Source organism: Achromobacter sp. EG18, assembly GCF_059759395.1.
In genome coordinates this window covers 1,508,792-1,530,394 of the sequence record NZ_CM186213.1, presented here as the reverse complement: position 1 = coordinate 1,530,394, position 21,603 = coordinate 1,508,792, and the positions used below count along the sequence as shown (strand labels likewise).

The following is a 21,603-nucleotide window of genomic DNA, read 5'->3' as shown; positions in this document are numbered from 1 at the left end:
GGAATGACACTTCCATGCTAGGCATTCGGCAGCGGAGCCGGGAGTAACAATGTCGTCGCGAAACCGGGCAGGGGCGGCGTGATCCAGCGCCGCGCCCGGCCGCGGCCGAGCGAATGCGCCTGGCCGGAGGCCGCCAGCGCATCCAGGGCGCGCTGCACCTGGCGTTGGCTGGCGCCGCTGGCCAGCGCCAGCGCCGAACTGGACCACGCTTGGCCGTCGGCCAGCAGCGCCAGCACGGCGGCGTGGCGGTCCTGCACCGGGGGCGTCAGCACGGCGACGGCGCCCGCCCCGGGCGTCAATGCGAAGCCTTGCCGTGTCGCCCGGATCTCGGCCAAGGGCGTCAGGACCGCCCGCAAACGGCCGATTTCCACCCTCAGCCGCGCGCGGTGCGAGTCGTCCGGATGGCGGGTGCGGAAAGCCAACGCAATCAATGCGTCGCGCGGCGCGTCGCCCGGCCACGCCCGGCCCAGCGCCTGCGCCAGGGTGAAGAGCACGGGCCGGCTGGCCAGGGCCAGGGTGCGGCCCGCGCCATGCACGGCATAGCGGCAGGCGTCGATCACCAGTGTGTCGGACGCGAGCAGCGCTTGCACCTGCTCCAGGCGCAGCACCTGCGTGTCGCCGGCGCGGTGCAGGTGCGCGGCCGGCGCCTTCAGCACGAGCGACGCCTGGCGCACCTCGGCCCGCAGGGCCGGGATGCCGGCCGCGCGCGCGGCCCACGCGGCCCGGGCCAGCGCGGCGCGCGCCGCCGTGGCTTGCACGCGCCGCAGCGCGATGCCTGCGAGGGCCAGCTCGTGCACCGCCCGCAAGGCGGGCGAAAAGGGGGCAGGATCCAGGTCCGACAGCACCTGTTCGGCCTGCTCCAGGCGTCCCATCAGGATCAGGCGGCGGCCGGCCAGGTAGCCGGCATAGGCCGCATTGCGCCGGTCGCCATGGCGCTCGAGCGTGGCGCGGGCGGCATCGAGCGCCGCCGCGGGCCAGCCCAGGTCGCGCGAGGCCAGCGCGATCTCGGCCTCGGCCACCACGCAGCGGGCCCGCGCCACCGGTTCCCGGGCGCCGAACGCGCGGGCGGCGCGCCGCACCAGGACGCGGGCGCGGTCGAAATCGCCCAACTGCGCCAGCGCGATGCCGCGCAGCGCCAGGCCCGGCGCGTCGTCGCGCAACGCCACCCGGGCCAGCGCGCCCAGCGGGTCGCCGCTGGCCAGCGCCCGCGCCGCGGCCATGATCAGCCCGTCCATGACGATCCCGCCATCGTTGCCGCTCCCCCTTGCCACGTCCATTCGTGGATGCCGCCAATCTACCACCGCGCTGCGGGCGCGGGGAGTTGGTCCGCTATTGCGGCCGGCGGCCGGATAGCGAGGTCTATCGCGCGGCTTCTCGGACCCGTTCCTATCGTCGGCCGCGGAGGCGTTCGATAAGTTGGGCGGGCAATCACTTATTGCGAAATCCGCATGCCCGCGCGTCGTTCCGCCAATCGCGCATCGCCGCGGCGCAGGCCGGTGGCCGGGGAAAACCAGGAAATATCGAAGGTGTATCAAACCCATGCATGTCTTGAAAGTCTTTCGCTGGAAAACCCCCCAGGCGTGCCTGCGGTTCCGCCAGTTGCAGCCCGCCTATGGCAAGACGCCCGCCTCGAAAGGCAAGGGCAAGCCGGATGCGTTGAGCGCCGACCAAGCGTGCGACGCGGCCGAGGCAGCCGACTACGCCTGGCCGGCACAGATCATTCTGGATTGCCCGGGAACGACCCACCGCGGCGACGGCTAGCCGAATGGTGCTGGTCTGGCGCGGAGTCCGTCAGCCGCGGCAGTATCCCCGCGGCAGCCCCGAGTAGAATCCGATACGCCATATCCATGAAGCATCCAAGATGAGCGAGCATTTTTCCGACGACGAAATCCAGTCGCTTCGACAACACGGCATCGCCCTGTTCGCCGACCGTGTCCTGATCGCGGTCCAACCGCCCATGAGCGAGGCGCGCATCGATGAGATCGAAGCGATGTGCGCCGGCCCCTTGCCCGATGCGCTGCGCGAATTGTGGCGCCTGACCGCCGGCGGTGAATTGGCCTATGACCTGCATGCGCGGATGGACGGCAACGAAGAGGCGCTTAGTTGGTCCGAACTGTTCTATGACGGCAGCGACCACTACCGCGACCTGGCGGGCTGGATCGAGCACGAGCAGGAATGCGCCGAAGAGGCCGCCGGGGAAAGCGGCGAGGCCTGGGACGGCAGGCTGCGTTATCTGCCCATCGGCGGTTTCGAATATTGCGACCGCATTTATGTGTGCCTGGAGCCGGGCGCGCAGGCCGGCGGCATCGTGGCCTGGAAGCAGGGGCTGCCGGGCTGGACGCACGCGCTGCAACAGGATGGCGTTGCGACGATCGCGGCCGATCTGCGTGGCGCGTTTGCCGAGCTGTGCCTGGAGGAAGATCCCGAGGACCCCGACAGCACGGGGATACGCCTGCTGGAGTATCTGGACGAGCGCGTGGCGGATCACGGCATGCCGCAGGCTTTGGCGGACAAGCTGACGGCGTTCTACCGGCGCGCCTTGGTGGACTGGCGCGGACCGTTGGCGGCCGGGACGCTGGGGCAGTCGCCGCGGCTGGCCAACCTGGCATTGAGGCACGCGCTGGCCAACGATGACGGCGCGCTGGTCGGCCAGTTGGCGGCGCAGGGCATGCGCTTCGATCAGCCGTTGCGTGGCAGCGCGACGGCGCTGGATGTGGCATTGATGCAGCATGCCCACGCGGCGGCGCAGGCGCTGTTGCGGGCCGACGCGCCGGTCAGCGCGGATGCGTTGCATCGCTTCGATCGCCAGCCGCCCGCAGAGTTGGTGGCGCAGTTGCTGGCGCGCGGGGCGCGGGCCGACGGCCTGGGCGCGGCGCGTTGCGTGGCATGCGGCGCGCCCGATGCCGCGCGCCTCATCGTTGCCGCCGGTGGCGAGGGGATGGGCGCCGCGTATGCCGAGGCGCGCGACGCCATGCTGACACGCTACGAGGAAGACCTGCGCCGCGTGCGCGCCGGCAAGCTGGGGCACTACCTGGGCGCGGACGGCCTGGCCGAGCGCATCGCGAACCTGCGCGCGTTTTCGATCTGAGGCTGTGCGCGGACGCCGCGCATCTTGCGCGCATCCCGCGCATCCCACGTATCCCTATCGCGCCGCGTCCCGCCAGGCCGCTTCGGATGAGCCCAGCGCGCTCGCCGGGTAATCCCACGACTCGGGCGTGCCTTCGATCCGCATGGGCGGCTTGACGCGCCGGGCCGGGCCCCATGACGTTTCCTCGATCGCCGCGGACCAGTCCGCTTCGCTTTCCGGGGCCAGCGCCGGCCCGCCTTCCAGCATGCCGCCATGCGTGATCAGCAACTGCGCGCTGCGGGCCAACGACGCGCGCGCGCTGCCGCCGGCGCCCGTCGCAAGCCGTTCGGTCAGCCCGCGGATCGCCGCGGCCGCCATCAGATAGCCGGTGGCGTGGTCGAGCGCCTGGCACGGCAGCGGCACCGGACGGTCGGCGCCTTTGGCGCGCATGCCGGCCTCGGCGATGCCGGTGCTCATCTGCACCAGGCTGTCGAAGCCGCGGCGCGCCTGCCAGGTGCCGCTCCAGCCATAGGCGTCGAGCGACACGTCCACCAGCGTCGGGTTCAGCTGGCGGCGGCGCTCGGCGTCCAGGCCCAGGCGCGCCAGAGCGTCGGCGCGGTAGCCGTGGATCAGCACGTCGGCGCCGCCCAGCAGGCGTTCCAGCGTGGCCAGGCCCTCGGCGGACTTGAGGTCCAGGCGCGCGCAACGCTTGCCCAGCACGACTTCGGGCACGGTGCCGGGCTCTTCCCAGCCGGGCGGATCGATGCGCAGCACGTCGGCGCCATAGCCGGCGAGGAAGCGGGTGGCGACGGGGCCGGCCAGGATGCGGGTCAGGTCCAGCACGCGCAGGCCTTGCAGGGGCCGTTGCCGGCGGACGCGCCATTGCGGCCTGGCCGCGGCGGGACCGGCGTCGCGGTGCAGGAGCGGCTCCTCGGCCACGCCGCGGCCTTGCGGGTGCTGGCGCCAGGCGTCGATGCCGCGCATGGCCGCGGCGCAGCCGTTGCGGGCGACCACGGCCGCTTCCAGTTCGTCGGCGCGCCAGCGCGACACGGCCTGGGCCACGGCGTCGCGGTCGGCGGCCACGCCCAGCACCGCCAGGGCGGCGTCGCGGTGATGAGGCGCGTTGGTATGCAGCCGGATCCAGCCGTCCGCGGCGCGGTAGTCGCCCGCCACGGCGTCCCACAGCGGCGGCGCGCTCCAGCCGACCGGACGCAAGGTGGTGCCGAACCAGATCGAGGCCAGGCGGCGGTCGACCGTGACCTGGCCGATGGCGCCAGGACCGGTCGAATCCGGGCCGGTCGCGCCGGCCGCCGCGAATTCAGCCATGGCCAGCCCGGCCGCGCCAATGGCGGCGGTGGCGAATTCGGTGACGGCGAAGACGGATGGCAAGGCGCCTTCGCCGGTGATGGCCACGCGCGCCAGGTGCGCGGGGTCGCCGCCGGCCGCCAGCCAGAACTGGCGCAGATAGTCGGCAATGGCGGGCGAGGGCGGGAGGGCGTTGGCGGACATGAGGCTTCCTGGTCGTTGGAGAATGCCGTCAGGATTATTCTTCTCGTATTAATTGTCAATATTGATTAATCTAATCAACTTATTGGTCCAGCCTCACGGCATGGCGGTCGCCATGCCGTGTCCGGGCCTCGTTTCCCCTTCGTTTTCCCCTTAGCTGAACGCCGTCCGCCACCGTCCGCCCTCATGCCCGATTACCTGACTTCCGCCGCCGCGGCCGCCCGTCTGGGCGTGTCGCGCCAGACCCTGTATGCCTATGTGAGCCGCGGGCTGCTGCACGCCGAGTCCGGCGCCACCCCGCGTGAAAGCCGCTACCTGGCCGAGGATGTGGACCGGCTGGCGGCGCAGCGCACGCGCGGGCGCAAGCCCAGGGAGGTGGCCAAGGCCACGCTGAATTGGGGGCTGCCGGTGCTGGAGTCCGCCATCACGCTGATCGATGACGGGCAGCTGTTCTATCGCGGGGAAAGTGCCGTGGCGTTGGCCGGTTCGCGTTCGGTGGAGGCGGTGGCGGCGCATCTTTGGCAGTGCGACCAAGCCATGGCGTTCGGCGCGCCCGCGCCGGTGTTGCCGGGCGACCTGGCGGCGTTGTTCGCGCGGCATCGCGGCCAGCGCGCCGAGGCCGCGTTGTTGCCGTTATTCACGGCGGCCAGCGATGACGACGCCACCGCGTTGTGGCAGCGCTCGCCCGAGCGCCAGGCGCAGGGCTGCGGCGCGCTGGTGCGCACGCTGGCGGCCTGCCTGTTGCAGACCGCGCCAGACGACGCGCCGATCCACGCGCAATGCGCCCGCGCCTGGGGCGTGGACGAGGCGGGCGCGGACTTGATCCGCATGGCCCTGGTGCTGTGCGCCGACCACGAATTGAACGCCTCCAGTTTCACCGCGCGCTGCATCGCGTCCACCGGCGCCAGCCTGCGCGCCGGCATCGTGGGCGGGCTGGCGGCGCTGACGGGCGGCCGCCACGGCGGCACCACGGCGCGCGCCGAGGCGATGTGGGATGAACTGGAACGCGGCGATGCCGGCGCGGACGCCGGCCAGCGGCTGGCGCGTGGCTTGCGCGAACGGTTGGCGCGGGGCGAGGATCTGCCGGGTTTCGGGCATCACCTGTATCCGGCCGGCGATCCGCGCGCCAGCGCCTTGCTGGCGCGGATACTGCCGCGGCGTCCCGACTGGCAGGCGCTGATCGAACAGGCGTTCCAGCTGGCCGGGCAGCGGCCGTCGGTGGACTTCGCGCTGGTGGCGGTGCGGCGCCACCTGGGGCTGCCGCCGGGCGCGGCCTTCGGCTTGTTCGCGCTGGGGCGCTCCATCGGCTGGCTGGCGCACGGGCTGGAGCAGCGCGGCAGCCAGGATGTGATCCGGCCGCGCGCGGCCTATACCGGCGCGCATCCCGACGCGGCTTGAACGCGGCGTCCGGCGCTGACACGGCATGCCGTGTCGGCGCCGTGGGGCGCGGTACGGTGCGCGCCGCGGCGTCAGGCCTTGGACAGCGTGACCTGGCCGAACGTCATCCAGACGTGCGCGGTGTCCGAGGCCTGCGCGCGGTAGGAACCGCTGGCCTCGCCCAGCCGCATGGCGACGGCGGTGAATTCCCAGGCCAGGGCGTCGTCGCAGGGCACCTTGCGGTGGGTGTACGCCTCCAGGCCATGGGCCTTGCCGAAGGCCAGCGCCAGCTGGGCGTGTTCGGCCAGTTCGGCTGGCACGGAGGGATGATCCCAGCCCCACAGGAAGCTGCCGTCCTCGCTGTTGGAGGTGCCGACGATCTGCACCGGCGCTTGCGCGGTGATGCCGCCGGGCAGCTGGAACACGATCAGGCCGCTGTCCATGTCCACGGACCATTGCCCGGCCTCGTCCAGGTGCCAGGTGGCGCAGTGCGCCGAGGTGGCGGCGCGCATGCCTTCCAGGCTCTGGGCGATGTAGGCGGAAACGTCGAAGGGCTGCGTGGTGTCGGACATGCGGGGCTTTGCGGGTGATGGAAAACCGATAGGGTACCCGTAAAGGCATGCTGCCGTGACGGTAGTGGCGATGGCCCTGCGGCGGTCCCTGCCTAGTTCCGGGGACGCGCCAGCGCGTAGACGCGGGTAGCGCGTCCGTAATGCGTTTCGACGGCGCGGAAGGTGAAGCCCAGTTTCTGCAGCACGCGCTGCGATCCCAGGTTGTCGGGCCAGGTGACGGCCAGCAGCTCCGCGCAGTCGAGCACGCGCCAGGCGTAATCGCACAGCTGGCGCGCCGCCCCGGTGGCATAGCCGCGTCCCCAGGCCGACCGTTGCAGGCGGTAGGCCAGCTGCAACGCGCCAGTGTCTTCCAGCCGTGTCAGGCTGATCCAGCCCACCGCCACGCCGTCAGGATCGACGACCGCCCAGTGGCCGATCGCGTCGGGCGGCGTCTTCAGCCAATCCAGCAGTTCCTGGCGGCGCGCCTGGGTGGCGGGCTTGACGCCGGTGCTGTGGCGCATGACCTCGGGGTCGGATTCCAGGGTCAGGATCATGGGCACGTCGTTTTCGCGCAGGCGGCGCAGCGTGACGGTCGGGGTGGGCGGCATTATGGCGGCGCTCAATACGTCAGCGGCGCGCCGGTCACGACTTCGTACAGGAACCGGTCCAGCCGCTCGGTCTGGCCATCGGGCCGGTCGAAGAAGGGGGCTTTTTCCAAAGCCGGCAGCGTGGTTTCCAGGTAGGCGTGGATCAACGGGAAGCGCGGGCCGTGCTCGGCCTCGCCGGCCTGCATCTTGATGGCCAGCAGCGCGTTGATCTCGTCGCGCAGCGCGGGATCGGTGACCATGGCATCGGCCAGGTCGGCAAAGCGCATCGGCGGGATGCCGCGGCCGCTGTCGATCCATTGCGCGGCCAGCACCGGACGCAGCACGTACAGGTATTTCTTGAGCCGCACCGTGTCGCCCTGCAGCGATTCGCGGAAATTGCGGCCGGCCATGGACACGTAATGCCAGCGGCCCTTCATGTGCGAGAAATACCCGCTGCGAAAGTGCCGCAGCCAGGCGCTGGTGGCCTCATCCTGGCGGTACAGCACGGGCGAATCCAGCCACTCGAACAGGGTGGGGTTGGAGCCGCGCAGCAGTTGCAGCGCCTTGCGCAATTCCCAGCCGGACACGTCCAGCTCGTCGTCGATGGGCAGTTCGATCACGTCGCGCTGGGGCGCCACGCGCAGGTACCAGTCCAGCTTGTGCACGTACAGGAAGCGCACGTCGTAGTCGCTGTCGGGCGAGGCGAAGCCCCAGCCGCGGCTGCCGGATTCGCAGGCGAGCAGGACGCGCACGTCGTGACGCTGTTCGATGTGTTCCAGCGTGGCCATGACGCGTTCGCGGACGGCCGGATCGATGGGATGGGCATGCAGGATCGAGGTCATGCGTCCAATGCTAGCACTTCGTCCCGCGGGCGCGATGCGCGTGGCGAGCGGCGGCGCGTTGCGGTCCCGCGCGCGTTTGCCATTCAATGATTAGGTGGCTTATCATATGCCTCCATATCAATTTTCCAAAAGCACATGCCAGCCGTTCATCCCGCCATGTTGGAACCCAAGCACCATGCCTTGCTCGACGAGGCCGCCCGTCGCGGGCTGCCTTCGTCCGACGGTATCCGGCTGTGCTTCCAGGTGCTGGCCCTGGCCGGCGCCATCGACCGCGACTGCGCCGCACGCCTGGCGCCACGGCAGTTGTCCGAAGGCAAGTTCGTGCTGTTGTTCCTGCTGCATGGCCAGGCCGGCGGCCTGTCGCCGCACGAGCTGGCGGCGCGCGCGGGCGTGACCCGCGCCACCGTCACGGGCCTGCTCGACGGCTTGGAACGCGATGGCTTCGTGTTGCGCCAGCCGGGCCTGGACGACCGGCGCCGCGTCACCGTGACGCTGACGCCCAAGGGCAGGGCGGCGGCGGCGCGCCTGTTCAAGGAGCACGCGCAATGGATCGGCTCGCTCTTCGACGGCCTGTCGCAAGCCGAGCGGCGCCAGCTTGGCGACCTGTTGGCCAAGGTCTGGCGCGGCACCGACAGCGGGCGCGCGGCGCCGGCCGGAGCCGCGCCATGAGCGCCGCGAAACCCGCCGGCCGCGGCGTCAAGGACATCGGCGCCGATCGCCTCGCGCAACTGAACGCCGGCGCGCCGGCCACGCACCTGACCGAATGCCTGGCGGTGGACTTCGCCCGCCTGATGCAGGCGCTGGTGCCCGAGGTCGGCGCCGCAGGCATCGCGCGCATGCGGGCCGCGGCGGCGCTGGGAATTTCCCGGCGCATGGCGCGGGCGGCGCGGATCCTGGGGGAAAGCCTGGGCGAACCCGGCATGGCGCGCATGGCGGCGCAGGCGTCGGATACCGCGCGCGGCTGGGCCTGCTTCATGGTCGGCGCCGCGCCGGGCCTGTCGCTGGCGCAGCGCCTGGCGCGGATCCGGCCGCTGGCCGACGACGCGCATTTCGGCGTGCGCGAATGGGCCTGGCTGGCGGTGCGGCCGGCGCTGGCGGCGGACCTGGACGCGGCCATCGCGCAACTGCAGGCGTGGACGGCATTGCCGTCCGAGCGCCTGCGCCGCTTTGCCAGCGAAGCGTTGCGGCCGCGCGGCGTCTGGTGCGCGCACATCGCCGCGCTCAAGGCGGATCCGGGGCAGGCGCTGCCGCTACTGGAGCCGCTGCGCGCCGATCCGGCGGTCTATGTGCAGGATTCGGTGGCGAACTGGCTGAACGATGCCAGCAAGGACCAGCCGGACTGGGTCCGGCGGGTGTGCGCGCGCTGGCTGACGCACAGCCCGGTCGCGGCGACGCAACGCATCTGCCAGCGGGCGCTGCGCACCATCGGGGCGTAGCGCGCCGCGGGCCGCGCAGGCCACGCGGCTATCGATCGCCATTGCGAACCGGCCGCGAGCTGTTCAAGCGTGTGCTTCGGCCGCCAGCGCGGCCTGCACGGCGGGGCGCGATTCGATGCGGCGCTGGAAATGCACCAGGTCCGGCCAGCGCGCCAGGTCCACGCCGAGTTGGGGCGCCCAACGCAGCACCGCGTACAGGTAGATGTCGGCCACGCCGTAGCGGTCCTGCACCAGGGCCTGCCGCGCGTGCAGCGCGGCGGCGACGTAGTCCAGGCGCTTTTCCAGGCGCGCCTGCCACCACGCGCGCGCCGCCTCGGGCAGATCGCGGTTGAACAGCGGGCCGAAGCCGCCGTGGATTTCCGCCGAGATGAAATTCAACCATTCCTGCAACTGGCTGCGGCCCCAACTGCCCGCGGGCGGCGCCAGGCCGGCTTCGGGCCGCAGGTCGGCCAGGTATTGGCTGATGGCCGGGCCTTCGGTCAGCACCCGGCCGTCGTCCAGCCGCAGCGCGGCCACATAGCCCTTGGGGTTGATGGTCAGGAAATCGCGGCCGTCGGCGGTGCGCTTGGCGTGGTTGTCGACACGGACCAGGTCGAACGGCAGGTCCAGTTCACGCAGCAGTATGTGGGGCGACAGCGAGCAGGTATCGGGGGCGTAGTAGAGCTTCATGGGATCGTTCGGGAGTGTCCCGATCAGGGAAAGGAAGCCCAGGATCGCCCGGTACGGAATATTCGTAAAATTACTTCTTCAGCAACAAGAAATAAGTATTACTGATTGCTGAAGGGCTACCCGCAATCGCGCTAGCCATCCACTGCCGGGGCAGCGATGGACCATTGGCGAGGCCCGAAATGGGTATCGAAACGCGACAGGAACGATTGGCCCAGCAAGCCGTCGATACCGGGACCGAACGCGGATTCCGTGCCGGCCTGCACCACGACCGAGACCTGAGTGGCGGCAACGTGGCGAAGCTGGATGCGTTTTGCCATGCCGGTATGCACCTCGGCGTTGCCATTGGCCGTTTGCACGGCGATCTTTCGGCCGCTGCGATAGTCGATGCCTGCGCGCTCGGCGAAGGCCCGGGTCAGGGCGACCACGCTGGCGCCGGTATCGACGACGAACGTGCCTTTCTTGCTGTTGATCTCGACGGACGCCAGGATGACCTGGTCGGGTTTGCGGGGGAACGCGTCCTTGCCCGAGGCATAGGAGGCGGGGCAATCGCGCTGGCGTTCGTACTCGGCGACGAGCCGCTTGCCTTGCGGGTTTTGCGTGCGGGTGGGGTCGAGCGACATCCACATGCGTACGGTGCTCGCGGCTTCGCAATAGCGCCCGAGCTTCGCCTGCGCCTGAGCGGTGTCGGTGAACACGCCCGAGGCCAGCCGCTGGGGGTTGGACGACAGTGCGATGACCTCCAGGTAATCAGCCAGCGCCTGCTCGTATTGCTGCGTCTGGCTGTAGGCCTGCGCCCGCGTGTATCGCATGCGCATGTCGGTGGGGTGGGCAGCGACCAGCCGGTTGGAAACGGCAATGGCTTGCGGATAGTCGCGGATCATCAGCAGATCGCCCACGGCGGACAGCAGGAAACCGTCGGCATTGCCGCATTCGTCGGCGAACGTGATCAATGCCTGGGCAGCCTCCTTGCGGTAGCCCATGGCCTTGAGTTGCGGCGCCAGCGTGCCCATGGCCTGACTGTTGCAGGGCACGGTGGCCAACTGTTGCAGGGCTCGCTGGATCTCGGCTTTGGCCAAGTCGCCGCGGGCGATGCCCAGCATGCCCAGCCGGGCTAGCGGTGCTCGCAGCGGGTCAGGCACATTCGCGGCTGGCGCCGCCGGGGCAACGGGCGTTGATGAATCACAACCCGAGGCGAGAACGCCCATGGCGATGAGAGCGAAGCGCGCCACCAGGCGGGAGGCAGGCCGGTCGAACCGCATTTCCAGTATTCCGTTGACGATTGCGTGAGCCTGGAAAGTATATGAAAACGTTATAACGTTTTGATGACGCCATGCGAATGGCCGCAAAAAGACAGACCAGGGGCGCCGCTGCCCCGGGGCGCTGTCTACTTGACTCATCCTGCGGCGGGCGTGGGTAGAATTTCCGGTCTCGAGACGATCCGTTATCTTTTCCATGCCATGATGAACCTGATCCATTGGCGGCTACTGCTGGCGGTGGTGGACGCCGGCAACATCACCCATGCCGCGCGGCAGGTGGGCATGACGCAGTCGGGCGCCAGCCAGGCCATTGCCCAGCTTGAACACCATCTGGGCGCGCCGCTGTTCACGCGCGAACGGCGCCAGAGTGTGCCGACCTCGCTCGGGCTGCGGGTGGCGCACGAGGCCCGCGCTATGCTGGCCTCGCTGGGCCGCATCCAGTCGCTGGCCCGCGAAAACGCCGGCCTGGCCGGCGGCGTCCTGCGGCTGGCCAGTTTCCCGATGGTGTTTTCGATCATCCTGCCGCCGGTGTTGCGGCGCTTCCGGCAGCTGCATCCCGCCGTCGAGGTGGTGCCGCTGGAAGCCAGCGACAGCGAGATCGAGACCTTGTTGGCGGCCGGCACCGTGGACGTGGGGGTGGTGCTCAATCCGCCCGCGCGGCGCGGCGTCTGTCCGCTGGGCGAGGACGACTGGGTGGCGGTGCTGCCGGCCTCGCATCCGCTGGCGCGCGGCGCGTCGGTGGAACTGGCGCAACTGGCGGCGCAGCCGTTCGTGCTGGCCACGGGCGGTTGCAGCGTGCACGCGGCCAGCGTCGCGGCGGACGCTGGCCTGGCGCTGGCCGACGTGCGCGCCACGGTCATGGAGTGGTCCAGCGCCTATGCGTTGGTGCGCGACAACGTCGGCGTGGCCCTGGTACCCGAACTGACGCTGCCGGAGAATCGCCGGGGCCTGCGGGTGCTGCCCCTGGCGGCGCCGGTGCGGCGGCGTTTCGCGCTGGCGGCGTCACCACAGGCCGCCGGCTCGGCCGCCGTGCAGGCCCTGTTCGCAATGTTGCGCCAGGATGACCGCCGCGCCTGACGCGGCGGGGCGCGGCGCCGCGCGCGGTCATCGCGGCGACATCGTGGCCGCCTACCATCAGCGCTTTTGCCCGAGGCCCTATGATCATCCGCAATGCGCAAGCCGGCGACAGCGCCGACATCGTTGAACTGCTGGCCCAGCTGGGCTATCCCGGCACCGCGGGTTTCGTGCCGGAGAAGATCGAGCGCCTGCTGGGGCACCGCGACGCCGAACTGCTGGTGGCCGAGGACGGCGGCCGGCTGCTGGGGTTCATCGGCCTGCATTTCATGGTGCAGCTGGCGCTGCCGGGGGACTTCTGCCGCATCACTTATTTCTGCGTCAGCGACGCGGCCCGCGGCAGCGGCGTGGGGCGGGCCCTGGAAGAGGCGGCCGAAGCGCTGGCGCGCGCCCGCGGCTGCGACCGCATCGAGGTGCATTGCCACGAGCGCCGCGTCGACGCCCACCGCTTCTACTATCGCCAGGGCTACGCGGAATCGCCCAAGTACCTGATGAAGTCCTGCCGCCGCTGAGCGGCGGCGGGGGCGGACAGGTTGGCCTGCCGGCCTTGCTCTCGTGTAGTCTTGCCCGTACCAACGACAAGTCCAAAGGACGGGCATGGAAGAGACAACCCAACAGACAAATCAAGAGGCCACCCCAGGCCAGCCGCTCGACTGGGCGGCGCTGGTCGACGACCTGAACCGCCTGCTGCGGCTCAAGACCACGGTCATCGGCATGAAGCTCTACGAGGACGAAGCGGCGCTGGCCGGCGTGAAGGGACTGCGGCGGCCCAAGGCCACCCACACCACCGACCAGATCGTCGGCATGGCGGCGCGGCTGGGCTGGACCGTCGGCATCACCGGCGATGACCTGGTCGGGGCGCAGTGCCGCGCGGTGATCGGCCTGGGGCCGCAGGACGAGGCCTGGCGCAGCGGCAAGGAATACGTCGGCGTCTGGCACGCCACCGAGGCCGACGCGCGCGCCCGCCAGGAAGCCCTGTCCTGTGTGCGGGCGGGCAGGTATCGGGCCATGGTGGTGTCGCCGCTGGCCTCGGGCCGGCTCGATCCGCCCGACATCTGCCTGGTGTACGCCACGCCCGGGCAGATGATCATTCTGATCAACGGCCTGCAATGGAAGAACTACCGGCGCTTCGACTGGAGCGTGGTGGGCGAGACCGCCTGCGCCGATTCCTGGGGGCGGGCGCTGGCCACCGGCGAGCCCAGCCTGTCCTTGCCCTGTTATGCCGAGCGCCGCTACGGCGGCGTGCCGGACGAGGAAATGCTGATGGCGCTGCCGCCGCGCTACCTGCCCATGGCGATCGAGGGAATGAAGGCCTTGTCGGCCAATGGCCTGCGCTATCCGATTCCGCCGTATGGCATCCAGAACGACGTGCGCGCCGGCATGGGCGTGAGCTACGCGCAGCCGCCGCGCGCCTGAGGCGAAGCCGCCAGCCACGGGCGCCGCGCCTGGCCCGAATTGGCCCCGGACCGGGCCGTGGCCCTGGCCGTCAGGCGCCCGCCAGCGCCGCCGCCAGCGTGCGCGCGGCCGGCCCCAGCGGCTGGTCGATGCGGTGCGCCAGGTAGACCTCGGTGGCCACCTGGCTGCCGCGCCCCAGGCTGCCGGTGGGCAGGCGCAGCAGCCGGCCCTCGGCCAGGTCGCGTTCGACCAGCCACTGCGGCAGCCGGCCCCAGCCGACGCCGGCCAGGATCAGCGCATGCTTGGTGTCCTGCCCGCTGACCCGGCAGGTCTGCGGCGACAGCACCGCGAAGTCGCGGCCGGCGCTGAGGGTGGATGGGTCGATCTGCACCACCTGCAGGTGGTCGGCCAGTTCGGGCGTGGCCAGCGGCGCGCCGTCGGCCACGCGCGCCGCCAGGGGATGGCTGGCGCCGACCACGGCGACCATCTGCACCGAGGACAAGGCCTGCATGGCGATGCGCGGATGGCGGAAATGCTCGCCGGCGATGATGCCCAGTTGATGGCTGCCGTCCAGCAGCGCGGCGATGGGGCCGCCCAGCGGCAGCACCGCGACGCGCGTGGCCACGGACGGATAGGCGGCGCGCAGGCGGTTCAGCGCGGCGCCAACCTGGGCAATGGGGTACAGGGTGTCCACCACCAGCGACAGTTCCAGCTCCACCCCTTCGCCCAGCCCCTGGGCGCGGGCGCGCATGGCGTCCACCCGCAGCAGGATGTCGCGCGCGTTGGCCAGCAGCGCCTGGCCTTCCGGTGTCATGACGGGCCGGTGGCCGCCGCGGTCGAACAGCTTCACGCCCAGCTGCGTTTCCATATTGGCGATGGCGTGGCTGACGGCCGACTGCACTCGCGCCAGCTGCTTGGCCGCGGCGCGGAAACTGCCGGTGTCGGCCACGGCGGCGAACACGCGTAGCTGGTCCAGGGTGAGGGCGTCTATCATCGTGCGTCCTGATCTATTTTCAAGATCGGTTCCATCAAAAGATTATCACTTATCAGAATCGGTTCCGGCCGGCATGCTGGCGGCATTGCAAGCGAGGAGAGGAAAGGATGGACAAGGTGGAAGGCGCGGCGCGGGCCGGCCAGCCGGCGGCGACCCGTTGGGGGGCGGTGCTGGCGATCGTGGGCGCCGGGGTGGTGGCGTCTTTGCAGGTGGGCAAGGTGATCATCGCGGCGCCGCTGCTGCGCCGTGACCTGGGACTGGACCTGGCGTCGATCGGCACGCTGACGGCGGTGTTCTCCATCCTGGGGATGGTCGGCGGCATCGCCGCCGGCGGCATCATTGCGCGCTTTGGCGCGCGCCGCATGCTGCTGTGGGGCCTGGCCACGGTCGCGGCGGGCACGGCGGCGGGCGCGCTGGCGCCGGGTTATGGCGTGCTGCTGGCCTCGCGCGTGGTCGAGGGCCTGGGCTTCCTGCTGATCACGGTGGCCGGGCCGGCGGCCTTGCAGCGCCTGGTGCTGCCGTCCAGCCGCGACCTGGCGTTCGCGCTCTGGAGCTGCTACATGCCGGCGGGCATGGCGATCGCCATGCTGGCCTCGCAGGCGTTTGGCGACTGGCACGCCTATTGGTGGTGCGCCGGCGCCGCCGCGGTGATCGCGCTGGGCTGTATCGCCGCGCTGGCGCCGCCGGTGCCGGGCGGCGCGGCCCTGTCCTGGAACGGTTTGCGCCGCGACACCACGGACACCCTGGGCGCGGCCGGGCCGATGCTGCTGGCGGCCTCGTTCACGCTCTACAGCCTGATGTTCTTCGCGCTGTTCACCTTCCTGCCGGTGTTGCTGATGGACAAGCTGGGCCTGCCGCTGGCCACCGCCGGCCTCTACAGCGCGGTCGCCAGCGCCGCCAACATCATCGGCAACCTGGGCGCCGGCGTGCTGCTGTCGCGCGGCTGGCGCCGTTCGACCCTGATTGCCTGCGCCAGCGTGGCGATGGGCGTGGTGGCGCTGCTGATCTTCCGATCGGTGTTCGCGGCGATGCCGACGTTCCTGCTGTGCGTGCTGTTCTCGGCCGTGGGCGGCCTGATCCCGGCGACGCTGCTGGGCACGGCGCCACTGGTGGCGCCACGGCCGGCGCTCACGGCGGCGACGGTCGGGCTGGTGATGATGGGCAGCAACCTGGGGCAGGTGATCGGGCCGGTGACGGTGGGCGGGGTGATCGACCGCTATGGCTGGGCGCAGGCATCGCTGATCGTGGCGGCCGCGGCGCTGGGCGGCGTGGCCATCGCCTGGCGCCTGCGGCGCTTGAACGGCGCGCAACTGTAGCCGGCACCCGGGGGGGCTGCGCCGACTGTCATGCGGACGGCCTATCATGGGGCTTCGTCTTCCGTGGAGTCCGTATGCCTACGCCTGCCCCGCGCCTGGTCATCTTCGATTGCGACGGCGTCCTGATCGACAGCGAAATCATTGCCGCGCGCGCCCAGTCCAGCGCGCTGGCCGAACACGGCATCGCCATCACGCCGCGGGAAGCGGCGCGGCGCTTTGCCGGCATCCCCGATGCCGACATGTGGCAGACCCTGCAGGAAGAGAACGCGCGGCCGTTGCCGCCGGATTTCCCGCGCCAGTACGCCGACCGCCTGCAGGACACCTTCCGCCAGGAATTGCGCGCGTTGCCCGGCGTGCACGAAACCCTGGCGGCGTTGCGCCAGCGCGGCATCGAGTATTGCGTGGCCTCCAGCAGCACGCCGCCCAAGCTGGAGGCGGCGCTCAAGCTGGTGGGGCTGTGGGAGGAGTTCGCGCCCAATGTATTCAGCACCGCGCAGGTGGCGCATGGCAAGCCGGCGCCGGATGTGTTCCTGTTCGCCGCGCGCCAGATGCGCACGGCGATCCTGGAATGCGTGGTGGTCGAGGACAGCGTGCCCGGCGTGCGCGCCGCCCGCGCCGCGCGTATGCGGGCGGTGGGCTACATTGGCGCCTCGCACAACGGGCCGGACCAGCGCAAGCGCCTGCTGGACGAAGGCGCGTTCGAGGTCATCAGCGACCTGCAGTGCCTGTCGGAGATCATCTAGGGCCGCCACGCGCCCGGGCCGCCTGGCATGGGCGCGGTGGCGACGCGCCCGTCAACGGCTTTTGGCGATCACGCCCGTCATGTATTCGTGCAGATCCCGGAAATCCTTGACCGTCCAGGCATGCGGCGGCACCTTCACGCCATTCTCGCGCAATGTCCTGGGAATGAGGTCGCCGTTGGGGCGGAGGATGACCGAGGACACGATGACACCCGGATAGTCGATCAGCCGCTTCTTGAACGCCGCGGTGGTGAGGTCCGGGGTAGGCGGATTGCTTTTCCTGGCCAATGGCCCGGTACCCTTGATGTCCGCGCCGTGGCACATGACGCATCGCTGCTGGAAGAGATTCCTGCCGTTGATGTTCTCGGCCAGGGCCGACGGCGTTTGAATGAGCGCGGAGAATCCCAGCGCGGCGATGCATGCTGCTTTTGTTTTCATGTCGTTGTGTCGTCGTGTCGTATCGATCGGGCCGCAGGGGCGGGCGCCCGGCATTCTAGCCCCTTGCCGCCGCGGTCGCCGGACGCCGATGCCAGGGCCTGTTCACACTGGCTCCGTTCAGTGTGAACAGGCCCTAGGCGGGCATCGGTTCAGGCTTGACCCGCACCGCGCGCAGCACGCCGATCATCAGCAGCGCGATGCCGGCCAGCGTCAACGGCTGCGGCAGGCTGCCTCGCAGGATGAAGGCATAGGCCAGCGCGGCCAGCGTTTCGAACACGATCAGTTGCCCGGCCAGCGCGGTCGGCAGGCGCTGGCTGGCTTCGTTCCAGCACAGCGTGCCCAGCCACGAGGCGAACAGGCCGATGATGATCATGAGACCCAGGAACACGTCGGGACGCGGCCCCAGCGGCATGTCGAAGCCACTGCCGGTGGCGGCCATGCCGCCCCACAACAGGCCATAGCCGGCCAGCGCCAGCGGCAGGGTGGCCACGCCCTGGGCGGTGGCCCAGGTGCGCGGACTGCGGCCGGGATGGTCGCGCAGCCAGTCGGCGTTGCGCAGCGGATACCAGGTCCAGCACGCCACCGCGCCCAGCGCCAGCACGGCGCCGATCGCGTAGCGCGACAGGTCGGCATCGGCCTCCTGGCGCAGGGCTTGCAGTTCCACCTGGTTGACGCAGGCGATGCCCAGCGCGATCAGCGCCAGCGAGGGCGCCAGCCGCTTCCAGGGCAGCCGGCCGTCGCGGCGCGCGTTGCGCAGGTTGGCGCAGATGGCGATCACCACCGGCAGCGTGCCGATGATCATGGTCGGCACCGGGCCGCCGGCGCGCTGGATGGCGCTGGCCAGGCACAGGTAGTACAGCAGGTTGCCGATGGCGGCCAGCTTCAGCGCCTCAAGCCAGTCGGCGCGGCTGAGCTGGCGCAGCGCCTTGCGGTCCAGCCAGGCCAGCGGGATGGCGATCAGGCCGAAGGCCAGGTAGCGCGCCACCGATTGCAGGGCGGCGGGGTATTCCGGCAGCAGCAGCGGGCCGACGAAAACCAGCCCCCACATCAGTCCGGCCGCCAGGGCGTACAGGGTTCCTGCCCACATGAAAATTCCCTACGTGTATGCGATAGACGGGGCAGTCTAGCGGCGGCTGGCGAGGCCGGTCTTGTACCAGATTGCTGCGCGCCGCGACCCTGGCGCGGCTGCCGGGCGGCTCAGGCCCGCACCTGCTTCTGGTAGCGGGCGGGCGTGACGCCGTAGCGGCGGGTGAAGGCGCGGGTCAGGTGGGCCTGGTCGGTCAGGCCGGCGGCCAGGGCGGTCTGGGCCGGCGTTTCGCCGGCGGCCAGCAGGCGCTTGGCCTCGAACAGGCGCAGCGCCATCAGCGTCTGCTGCGGCGTGGCGTGGTAGTGCGCCTGGAAGCTGCGCAGGAAGTGGAACGGACTGAGGCCGGCGACGGCGGCCAGTTCCTCCAGCGTCAGGCGGCGCGCCAGGTTGGCGCGCAGGTAGTCGATGACCGGCGCGAAACGCGGCGCGCCTTGCGCGCGCGGCGGTCGCGGCACGCGGGCGTGGCGGCGGAATTCGGCCAGCAGCGCGAACAAGGCGCTATCGAACGCCAGCGGCTCGCGCGCGCGCCACAGGGTGTCCAGCAGGGCGGTGACGCGTTGGGCGCCGGCGGGGTCATGGCCCACCGCGCAATCGAACCACCAGGCGGCCTCGCCCGTCACCTGCTCGACCACGTCGGGGTCGATGTACGCCATGCGGTAGCGCCAGCCCCCCGGGGTTTCGGCGCGGCCGGTGTGCAGTTCGTCGGGATTCATCAGCACCACCGAGCCCGAGGGCGCCAGGTGCTCGGCGCCGCGGTAGCGAAAACGCTCCACGCCGGCTTCGATGGCGCCCAGGCCGAAGGCCTCGTGGGTATGCGGTTCGAAGGCGTGGCGGATGATGTGGGCGCGGTACAGCTCGATGCCGGGCCGCTGCGCCAGGCGCCGGAATTCGGCGCGGTCATCGGCATGGTCGAAGGCCTGCGGCACGCCCGCGAGCGGCGGTTCGGCGTGCGTGTCAGGCGCGGCGCGGAGGCCGCCGGCGGCGGGATGGGATGATGCCATGGCGGGATTTAAGCACGTCCGCCCGGGATCGGCATGCGCCATCGCGGGCGCCCACCGGCGGCCGGGCCGCGACGATCCGGCGCGGCGGGCGCATCAAGGCGCGCGCATGGCCCGCGCCCGCGCCAGCAGCATTTCGCGCTCGCGGGCGTTGCGCGTCATGCCGGCGGCGCGCTCGAATTCGGCCAGCGCTTCGGCATGGCGCCCGAGCTTGGCCAGCAGGTCGCCGCGCACGCTCGGCAGCCAGTGGTAGTTGGCCAGCGCCGGGTCGCGCGCCAGCTCGTCGGCCAGGTCCAGCCCGGCCTGCGGGCCGAAGGCCATGCCCACCGCCACCGCGCGATTCAGTTCCACCACCGGCGACGGCATGGCCTGCGCCAGCGCGTCGTACAGCGCCACGATGCGCGCCCAGTCGGTGTCCTGCGGCTGGCGCGCGCGGGCGTGGCAGGCCGCCAGGCCGGCCTGCAGCGCGTACGGGCCGCTGGCGCCGCCCAGGCTTTCGGCGCGCTCCAGCGCGGCCAGGCCGCGCCGGATCAGCAGCGTGTCCCAGCGACCGCGATCCTGTTCCAGCAGCAGCACCGGCCGGCCTTCGGCGTCGCTGCGCGCATGCAGGCGCGAGGCCTGCAGTTCCATCAGCGCCACCAGCCCGTGCACCTCGCTCTCGTCGGGCGTCAGCTGCGCCAGGATGCGGCCCAGCCGCAGCGCTTCGTCGCACAGCGCCGGGCGCATCCAGTCTTCGCCGGCGGTGGCGGCATAGCCTTCGTTGAAGATCAGGTAGATCACTTCCAGCACCGAGGCCAGCCGCGCCGCGCGTTCCCGCGGCCCGGGCACCTCGAACGGCACGCGCGCCGCCGTCAGGCTGCGCTTGGCCCGCACGATGCGCTGGGCGATGGTCGACTCCGAGGCCAGGAAAGCGCGCGCGATCTCGGCGGTGGACAGCCCGCCCAGCAGGCGCAGCGTCAGCGCCACACGCGCCTCGGTCGAAAGCAGCGGGTGGCAGGCGGTGAACACCAGGCGCAGCAGGTCGTCGCCGATGTCGTCCTGGCGCGCGGCGTCCAGCGCCTCGACGAAATCGGGTTCGACGTCGGCCTGCAGCGCCTCCAGTTCGTGGCCGATCTGCTCGTGCTTGCGGCGATGGATGGCGTCCAGCCGCAAGCGGTCGCGGGCGCGGTTCTTCGCGGTGGTCATGAGCCAGGCTCCCGGGTTGTCCGGCACGCCGGTGGCCGGCCAGCGCTCCAGCGCGGCCACCAGCGCGTCCTGGGCCAGTTCCTCGGCCAGGCCGACATCGCGCACCAGGCGCGCGACGCCGGCGATGACGCTGGCGGCCTCGATGCGCCAGACGGCTTCGATGGCGCGGTGGGTTGCCGCCGATCCGGCCGTCGTGGTCATGCCTGCGGCGTCGCGCCGGGTTCCATGTAGAACACTTCCCAGATGTGGCCGTCCAGGTCGTCGAAGCCGTGCCCGTACATGAAGCCATGGTCCTGCGGCGGGCGCGGCGCCGTGCCGCCGGCCGCCTTGGCGCGCGCGACCAGGTCGTCGACCTCGGCGCGGCTTTCGCACGAAAGCGCGATCAGGGATTCGGTGGCGCCCTTGGCATCGACGACGGGTTTGTTGGTGAAACCCTGGAAGAAATCCTTCACCAGCAGCATGACGTAGATGTTGTCGCTGACGACCATGCAGGCGCCCTGGTCATTGGTGAACTGCGGATTGAAGCTGAAGCCCAGGCTCTTGAAGAAGGCCTGCGATTTCGCCATGTCGGCGATGGGGAGATTGACGAAGATCTGCTTGTGCATGATGGGTCTCGTGGCGGGGGGCGTTGAAGGGGCGGCGCGGCTCACTGGCCGTTGCCGGGCAGTTCGCGGAAGCGGTCGATTTCCTTGCCGGGGCCGAAATCGTCCAGTTCATACAGCTGGCGCACCTCGATTTCGCAGGGCTGGCCGGGGAAGGGGTCGGGAAAACGCAGCGTCCATTGCAGGGCTTCCTCGCGCGAACGCACCTGGATCATGGTGTAGCCGGCCACCAGCTCCTTGGTGTCGGCGAACGGCCCGTCGATGACCTGGCGCTGGCCGCGCTCGTCGTAGCGCACCCGCCAGCCCTTGGACGAAGGCTGCAGGCCGCTGGCGTCGAGCAGCACGCCGGCCTTGGCCAGGCCTTCGTGGTAGGTCGCCATGGCGTCGAGCAGGCTGGCCTCGGGCAGCTTGCCGGCCTCGCTGTCGGCGTTGGCGCGGACGATGATCATGAATCGCATCGGGGATCTCCTGGTATCGATGGGC

General features: G+C 70.8%; 24 protein-coding genes. 10 read left to right on the top strand and 14 right to left on the bottom strand.

What is annotated here, in order from left to right:
• Nucleotides 1-17 precede the first annotated feature (17 nt).
• Nucleotides 18-1,235 (bottom strand): helix-turn-helix domain-containing protein, encoded by a 1,218-nt coding sequence (locus tag AC6CR5_RS07135; protein ID WP_498085415.1) that lies wholly within the window; start codon nucleotides 1,233-1,235, stop codon nucleotides 18-20.
• A gap of 304 nt (nucleotides 1,236-1,539) precedes the next feature.
• Between AC6CR5_RS07135 and AC6CR5_RS07130 the strand changes: the two genes are divergently transcribed.
• Complete coding sequence (locus AC6CR5_RS07130; RefSeq protein WP_006384952.1) at nucleotides 1,540-1,761, top strand: hypothetical protein; 222 nt, start codon at nucleotides 1,540-1,542, stop codon at nucleotides 1,759-1,761.
• A 100-nt stretch (nucleotides 1,762-1,861) separates the two neighbouring features.
• Nucleotides 1,862-3,088: an SMI1/KNR4 family protein gene (locus AC6CR5_RS07125; RefSeq protein ID WP_498085414.1), complete on the top strand. Its 1,227-nt coding sequence runs from the start codon at nucleotides 1,862-1,864 to the stop codon at nucleotides 3,086-3,088.
• 54 nt (nucleotides 3,089-3,142) lie between these two features.
• On the opposite strand, the gene AC6CR5_RS07120 is transcribed toward AC6CR5_RS07125, so the two are convergent.
• Nucleotides 3,143-4,576 (bottom strand): CoA transferase, encoded by a 1,434-nt coding sequence (locus AC6CR5_RS07120; protein ID WP_498085413.1) that lies wholly within the window; start codon nucleotides 4,574-4,576, stop codon nucleotides 3,143-3,145.
• A 183-nt stretch (nucleotides 4,577-4,759) separates the two neighbouring features.
• Here AC6CR5_RS07120 and AC6CR5_RS07115 point away from each other — a divergent pair, with 183 nt between their 5' ends.
• A complete protein-coding gene (locus AC6CR5_RS07115) occupies nucleotides 4,760-5,971 on the top strand; it encodes a citrate synthase family protein (RefSeq protein ID WP_047990986.1) in 1,212 nt (403 codons plus the stop codon).
• Between the two features lie 71 nt (nucleotides 5,972-6,042).
• On the opposite strand, the gene AC6CR5_RS07110 is transcribed toward AC6CR5_RS07115, so the two are convergent.
• The 3 genes from AC6CR5_RS07110 to AC6CR5_RS07100 form a co-directional block, all read right to left on the bottom strand.
• Nucleotides 6,043-6,522, bottom strand: coding sequence for a DUF6882 domain-containing protein (locus AC6CR5_RS07110; protein WP_020928004.1), 480 nt, complete (start codon nucleotides 6,520-6,522; stop codon nucleotides 6,043-6,045).
• Nucleotides 6,523-6,614: 92 nt separating this feature from the next.
• Nucleotides 6,615-7,109: a GNAT family N-acetyltransferase gene (locus AC6CR5_RS07105; RefSeq protein WP_498085412.1), complete on the bottom strand. Its 495-nt coding sequence runs from the start codon at nucleotides 7,107-7,109 to the stop codon at nucleotides 6,615-6,617.
• 11 nt (nucleotides 7,110-7,120) lie between these two features.
• On the bottom strand, nucleotides 7,121-7,930 hold the full coding sequence (locus AC6CR5_RS07100; RefSeq protein ID WP_006384534.1) for a nucleotidyltransferase domain-containing protein: 810 nt from the start codon (nucleotides 7,928-7,930) through the stop codon (nucleotides 7,121-7,123).
• A gap of 135 nt (nucleotides 7,931-8,065) precedes the next feature.
• On the opposite strand from AC6CR5_RS07100, the gene AC6CR5_RS07095 reads away from it, so the two are divergent.
• Nucleotides 8,066-8,599 (top strand): MarR family winged helix-turn-helix transcriptional regulator, encoded by a 534-nt coding sequence (locus AC6CR5_RS07095; RefSeq protein WP_081089545.1) that lies wholly within the window; start codon nucleotides 8,066-8,068, stop codon nucleotides 8,597-8,599.
• Nucleotides 8,596-9,366: a DNA alkylation repair protein gene (locus tag AC6CR5_RS07090; protein WP_498085411.1), complete on the top strand. Its 771-nt coding sequence runs from the start codon at nucleotides 8,596-8,598 to the stop codon at nucleotides 9,364-9,366. Before AC6CR5_RS07095 ends, AC6CR5_RS07090 begins: the two co-directional genes overlap by 4 nt.
• A 63-nt stretch (nucleotides 9,367-9,429) precedes the next feature.
• Here AC6CR5_RS07090 and gstA read toward each other — a convergent pair whose 3' ends face one another.
• On the bottom strand, nucleotides 9,430-10,035 hold the full coding sequence (gene gstA / locus AC6CR5_RS07085; protein WP_427200989.1) for a glutathione transferase GstA: 606 nt from the start codon (nucleotides 10,033-10,035) through the stop codon (nucleotides 9,430-9,432).
• A 131-nt stretch (nucleotides 10,036-10,166) separates the two neighbouring features.
• Nucleotides 10,167-11,294, bottom strand: a complete 1,128-nt coding sequence (locus AC6CR5_RS07080) for a retroviral-like aspartic protease family protein (RefSeq protein WP_498085410.1) — start codon at nucleotides 11,292-11,294, stop codon at nucleotides 10,167-10,169.
• 198 nt (nucleotides 11,295-11,492) lie between these two features.
• Here AC6CR5_RS07080 and AC6CR5_RS07075 point away from each other — a divergent pair, with 198 nt between their 5' ends.
• The 3 genes from AC6CR5_RS07075 to AC6CR5_RS07065 all read left to right on the top strand — a co-directional run bounded on the left by AC6CR5_RS07075 (nucleotide 11,493) and on the right by AC6CR5_RS07065 (nucleotide 13,781).
• Nucleotides 11,493-12,368: a LysR family transcriptional regulator gene (locus tag AC6CR5_RS07075; protein WP_498085409.1), complete on the top strand. Its 876-nt coding sequence runs from the start codon at nucleotides 11,493-11,495 to the stop codon at nucleotides 12,366-12,368.
• Between the two features lie 80 nt (nucleotides 12,369-12,448).
• The gene (locus tag AC6CR5_RS07070) at nucleotides 12,449-12,877 is read left to right on the top strand and encodes a GNAT family N-acetyltransferase (RefSeq protein ID WP_054447125.1); all 429 of its coding nucleotides are present in this window, start codon (nucleotides 12,449-12,451) and stop codon (nucleotides 12,875-12,877) included.
• Between the two features lie 85 nt (nucleotides 12,878-12,962).
• A complete protein-coding gene (locus AC6CR5_RS07065) occupies nucleotides 12,963-13,781 on the top strand; it encodes a DUF169 domain-containing protein (RefSeq protein WP_498085408.1) in 819 nt (272 codons plus the stop codon).
• A 70-nt stretch (nucleotides 13,782-13,851) separates the two neighbouring features.
• Here AC6CR5_RS07065 and AC6CR5_RS07060 read toward each other — a convergent pair whose 3' ends face one another.
• Nucleotides 13,852-14,754 carry a LysR family transcriptional regulator gene (locus AC6CR5_RS07060; RefSeq protein WP_498085407.1) on the bottom strand — a complete coding sequence of 301 codons (903 nt, stop codon included), beginning with the start codon at nucleotides 14,752-14,754 and terminating at the stop codon, nucleotides 13,852-13,854.
• A 107-nt stretch (nucleotides 14,755-14,861) separates the two neighbouring features.
• On the opposite strand from AC6CR5_RS07060, the gene AC6CR5_RS07055 reads away from it, so the two are divergent.
• Nucleotides 14,862-16,070 (top strand): MFS transporter, encoded by a 1,209-nt coding sequence (locus AC6CR5_RS07055; protein ID WP_070541383.1) that lies wholly within the window; start codon nucleotides 14,862-14,864, stop codon nucleotides 16,068-16,070.
• Nucleotides 16,071-16,144: 74 nt separating this feature from the next.
• Complete coding sequence (locus AC6CR5_RS07050; RefSeq protein ID WP_498085406.1) at nucleotides 16,145-16,813, top strand: HAD family hydrolase; 669 nt, start codon at nucleotides 16,145-16,147, stop codon at nucleotides 16,811-16,813.
• 51 nt (nucleotides 16,814-16,864) lie between these two features.
• Here AC6CR5_RS07050 and AC6CR5_RS07045 read toward each other — a convergent pair whose 3' ends face one another.
• From AC6CR5_RS07045 to AC6CR5_RS07020, 6 genes are all read right to left on the bottom strand, one after another.
• Entirely contained in the window at nucleotides 16,865-17,248 is a 384-nt protein-coding gene (locus AC6CR5_RS07045; protein ID WP_498085405.1) for a c-type cytochrome, read from the bottom strand.
• A 133-nt stretch (nucleotides 17,249-17,381) separates the two neighbouring features.
• Nucleotides 17,382-18,335 (bottom strand): DMT family transporter, encoded by a 954-nt coding sequence (locus AC6CR5_RS07040; RefSeq protein ID WP_241059324.1) that lies wholly within the window; start codon nucleotides 18,333-18,335, stop codon nucleotides 17,382-17,384.
• 110 nt (nucleotides 18,336-18,445) lie between these two features.
• Nucleotides 18,446-19,336: an AraC family transcriptional regulator gene (locus tag AC6CR5_RS07035; RefSeq protein WP_429927258.1), complete on the bottom strand. Its 891-nt coding sequence runs from the start codon at nucleotides 19,334-19,336 to the stop codon at nucleotides 18,446-18,448.
• 93 nt (nucleotides 19,337-19,429) lie between these two features.
• Nucleotides 19,430-20,719, bottom strand: a complete 1,290-nt coding sequence (locus tag AC6CR5_RS07030; RefSeq protein WP_107315573.1) for an RNA polymerase sigma factor — start codon at nucleotides 20,717-20,719, stop codon at nucleotides 19,430-19,432.
• Nucleotides 20,716-21,123 (bottom strand): VOC family protein, encoded by a 408-nt coding sequence (locus AC6CR5_RS07025; protein WP_006384318.1) that lies wholly within the window; start codon nucleotides 21,121-21,123, stop codon nucleotides 20,716-20,718. Before AC6CR5_RS07025 ends, AC6CR5_RS07030 begins: the two co-directional genes overlap by 4 nt.
• Nucleotides 21,124-21,164: 41 nt before the next feature.
• Complete coding sequence (locus AC6CR5_RS07020) at nucleotides 21,165-21,578, bottom strand: YciI family protein (RefSeq protein ID WP_020927989.1); 414 nt, start codon at nucleotides 21,576-21,578, stop codon at nucleotides 21,165-21,167.
• Nucleotides 21,579-21,603 lie beyond the last annotated feature (25 nt).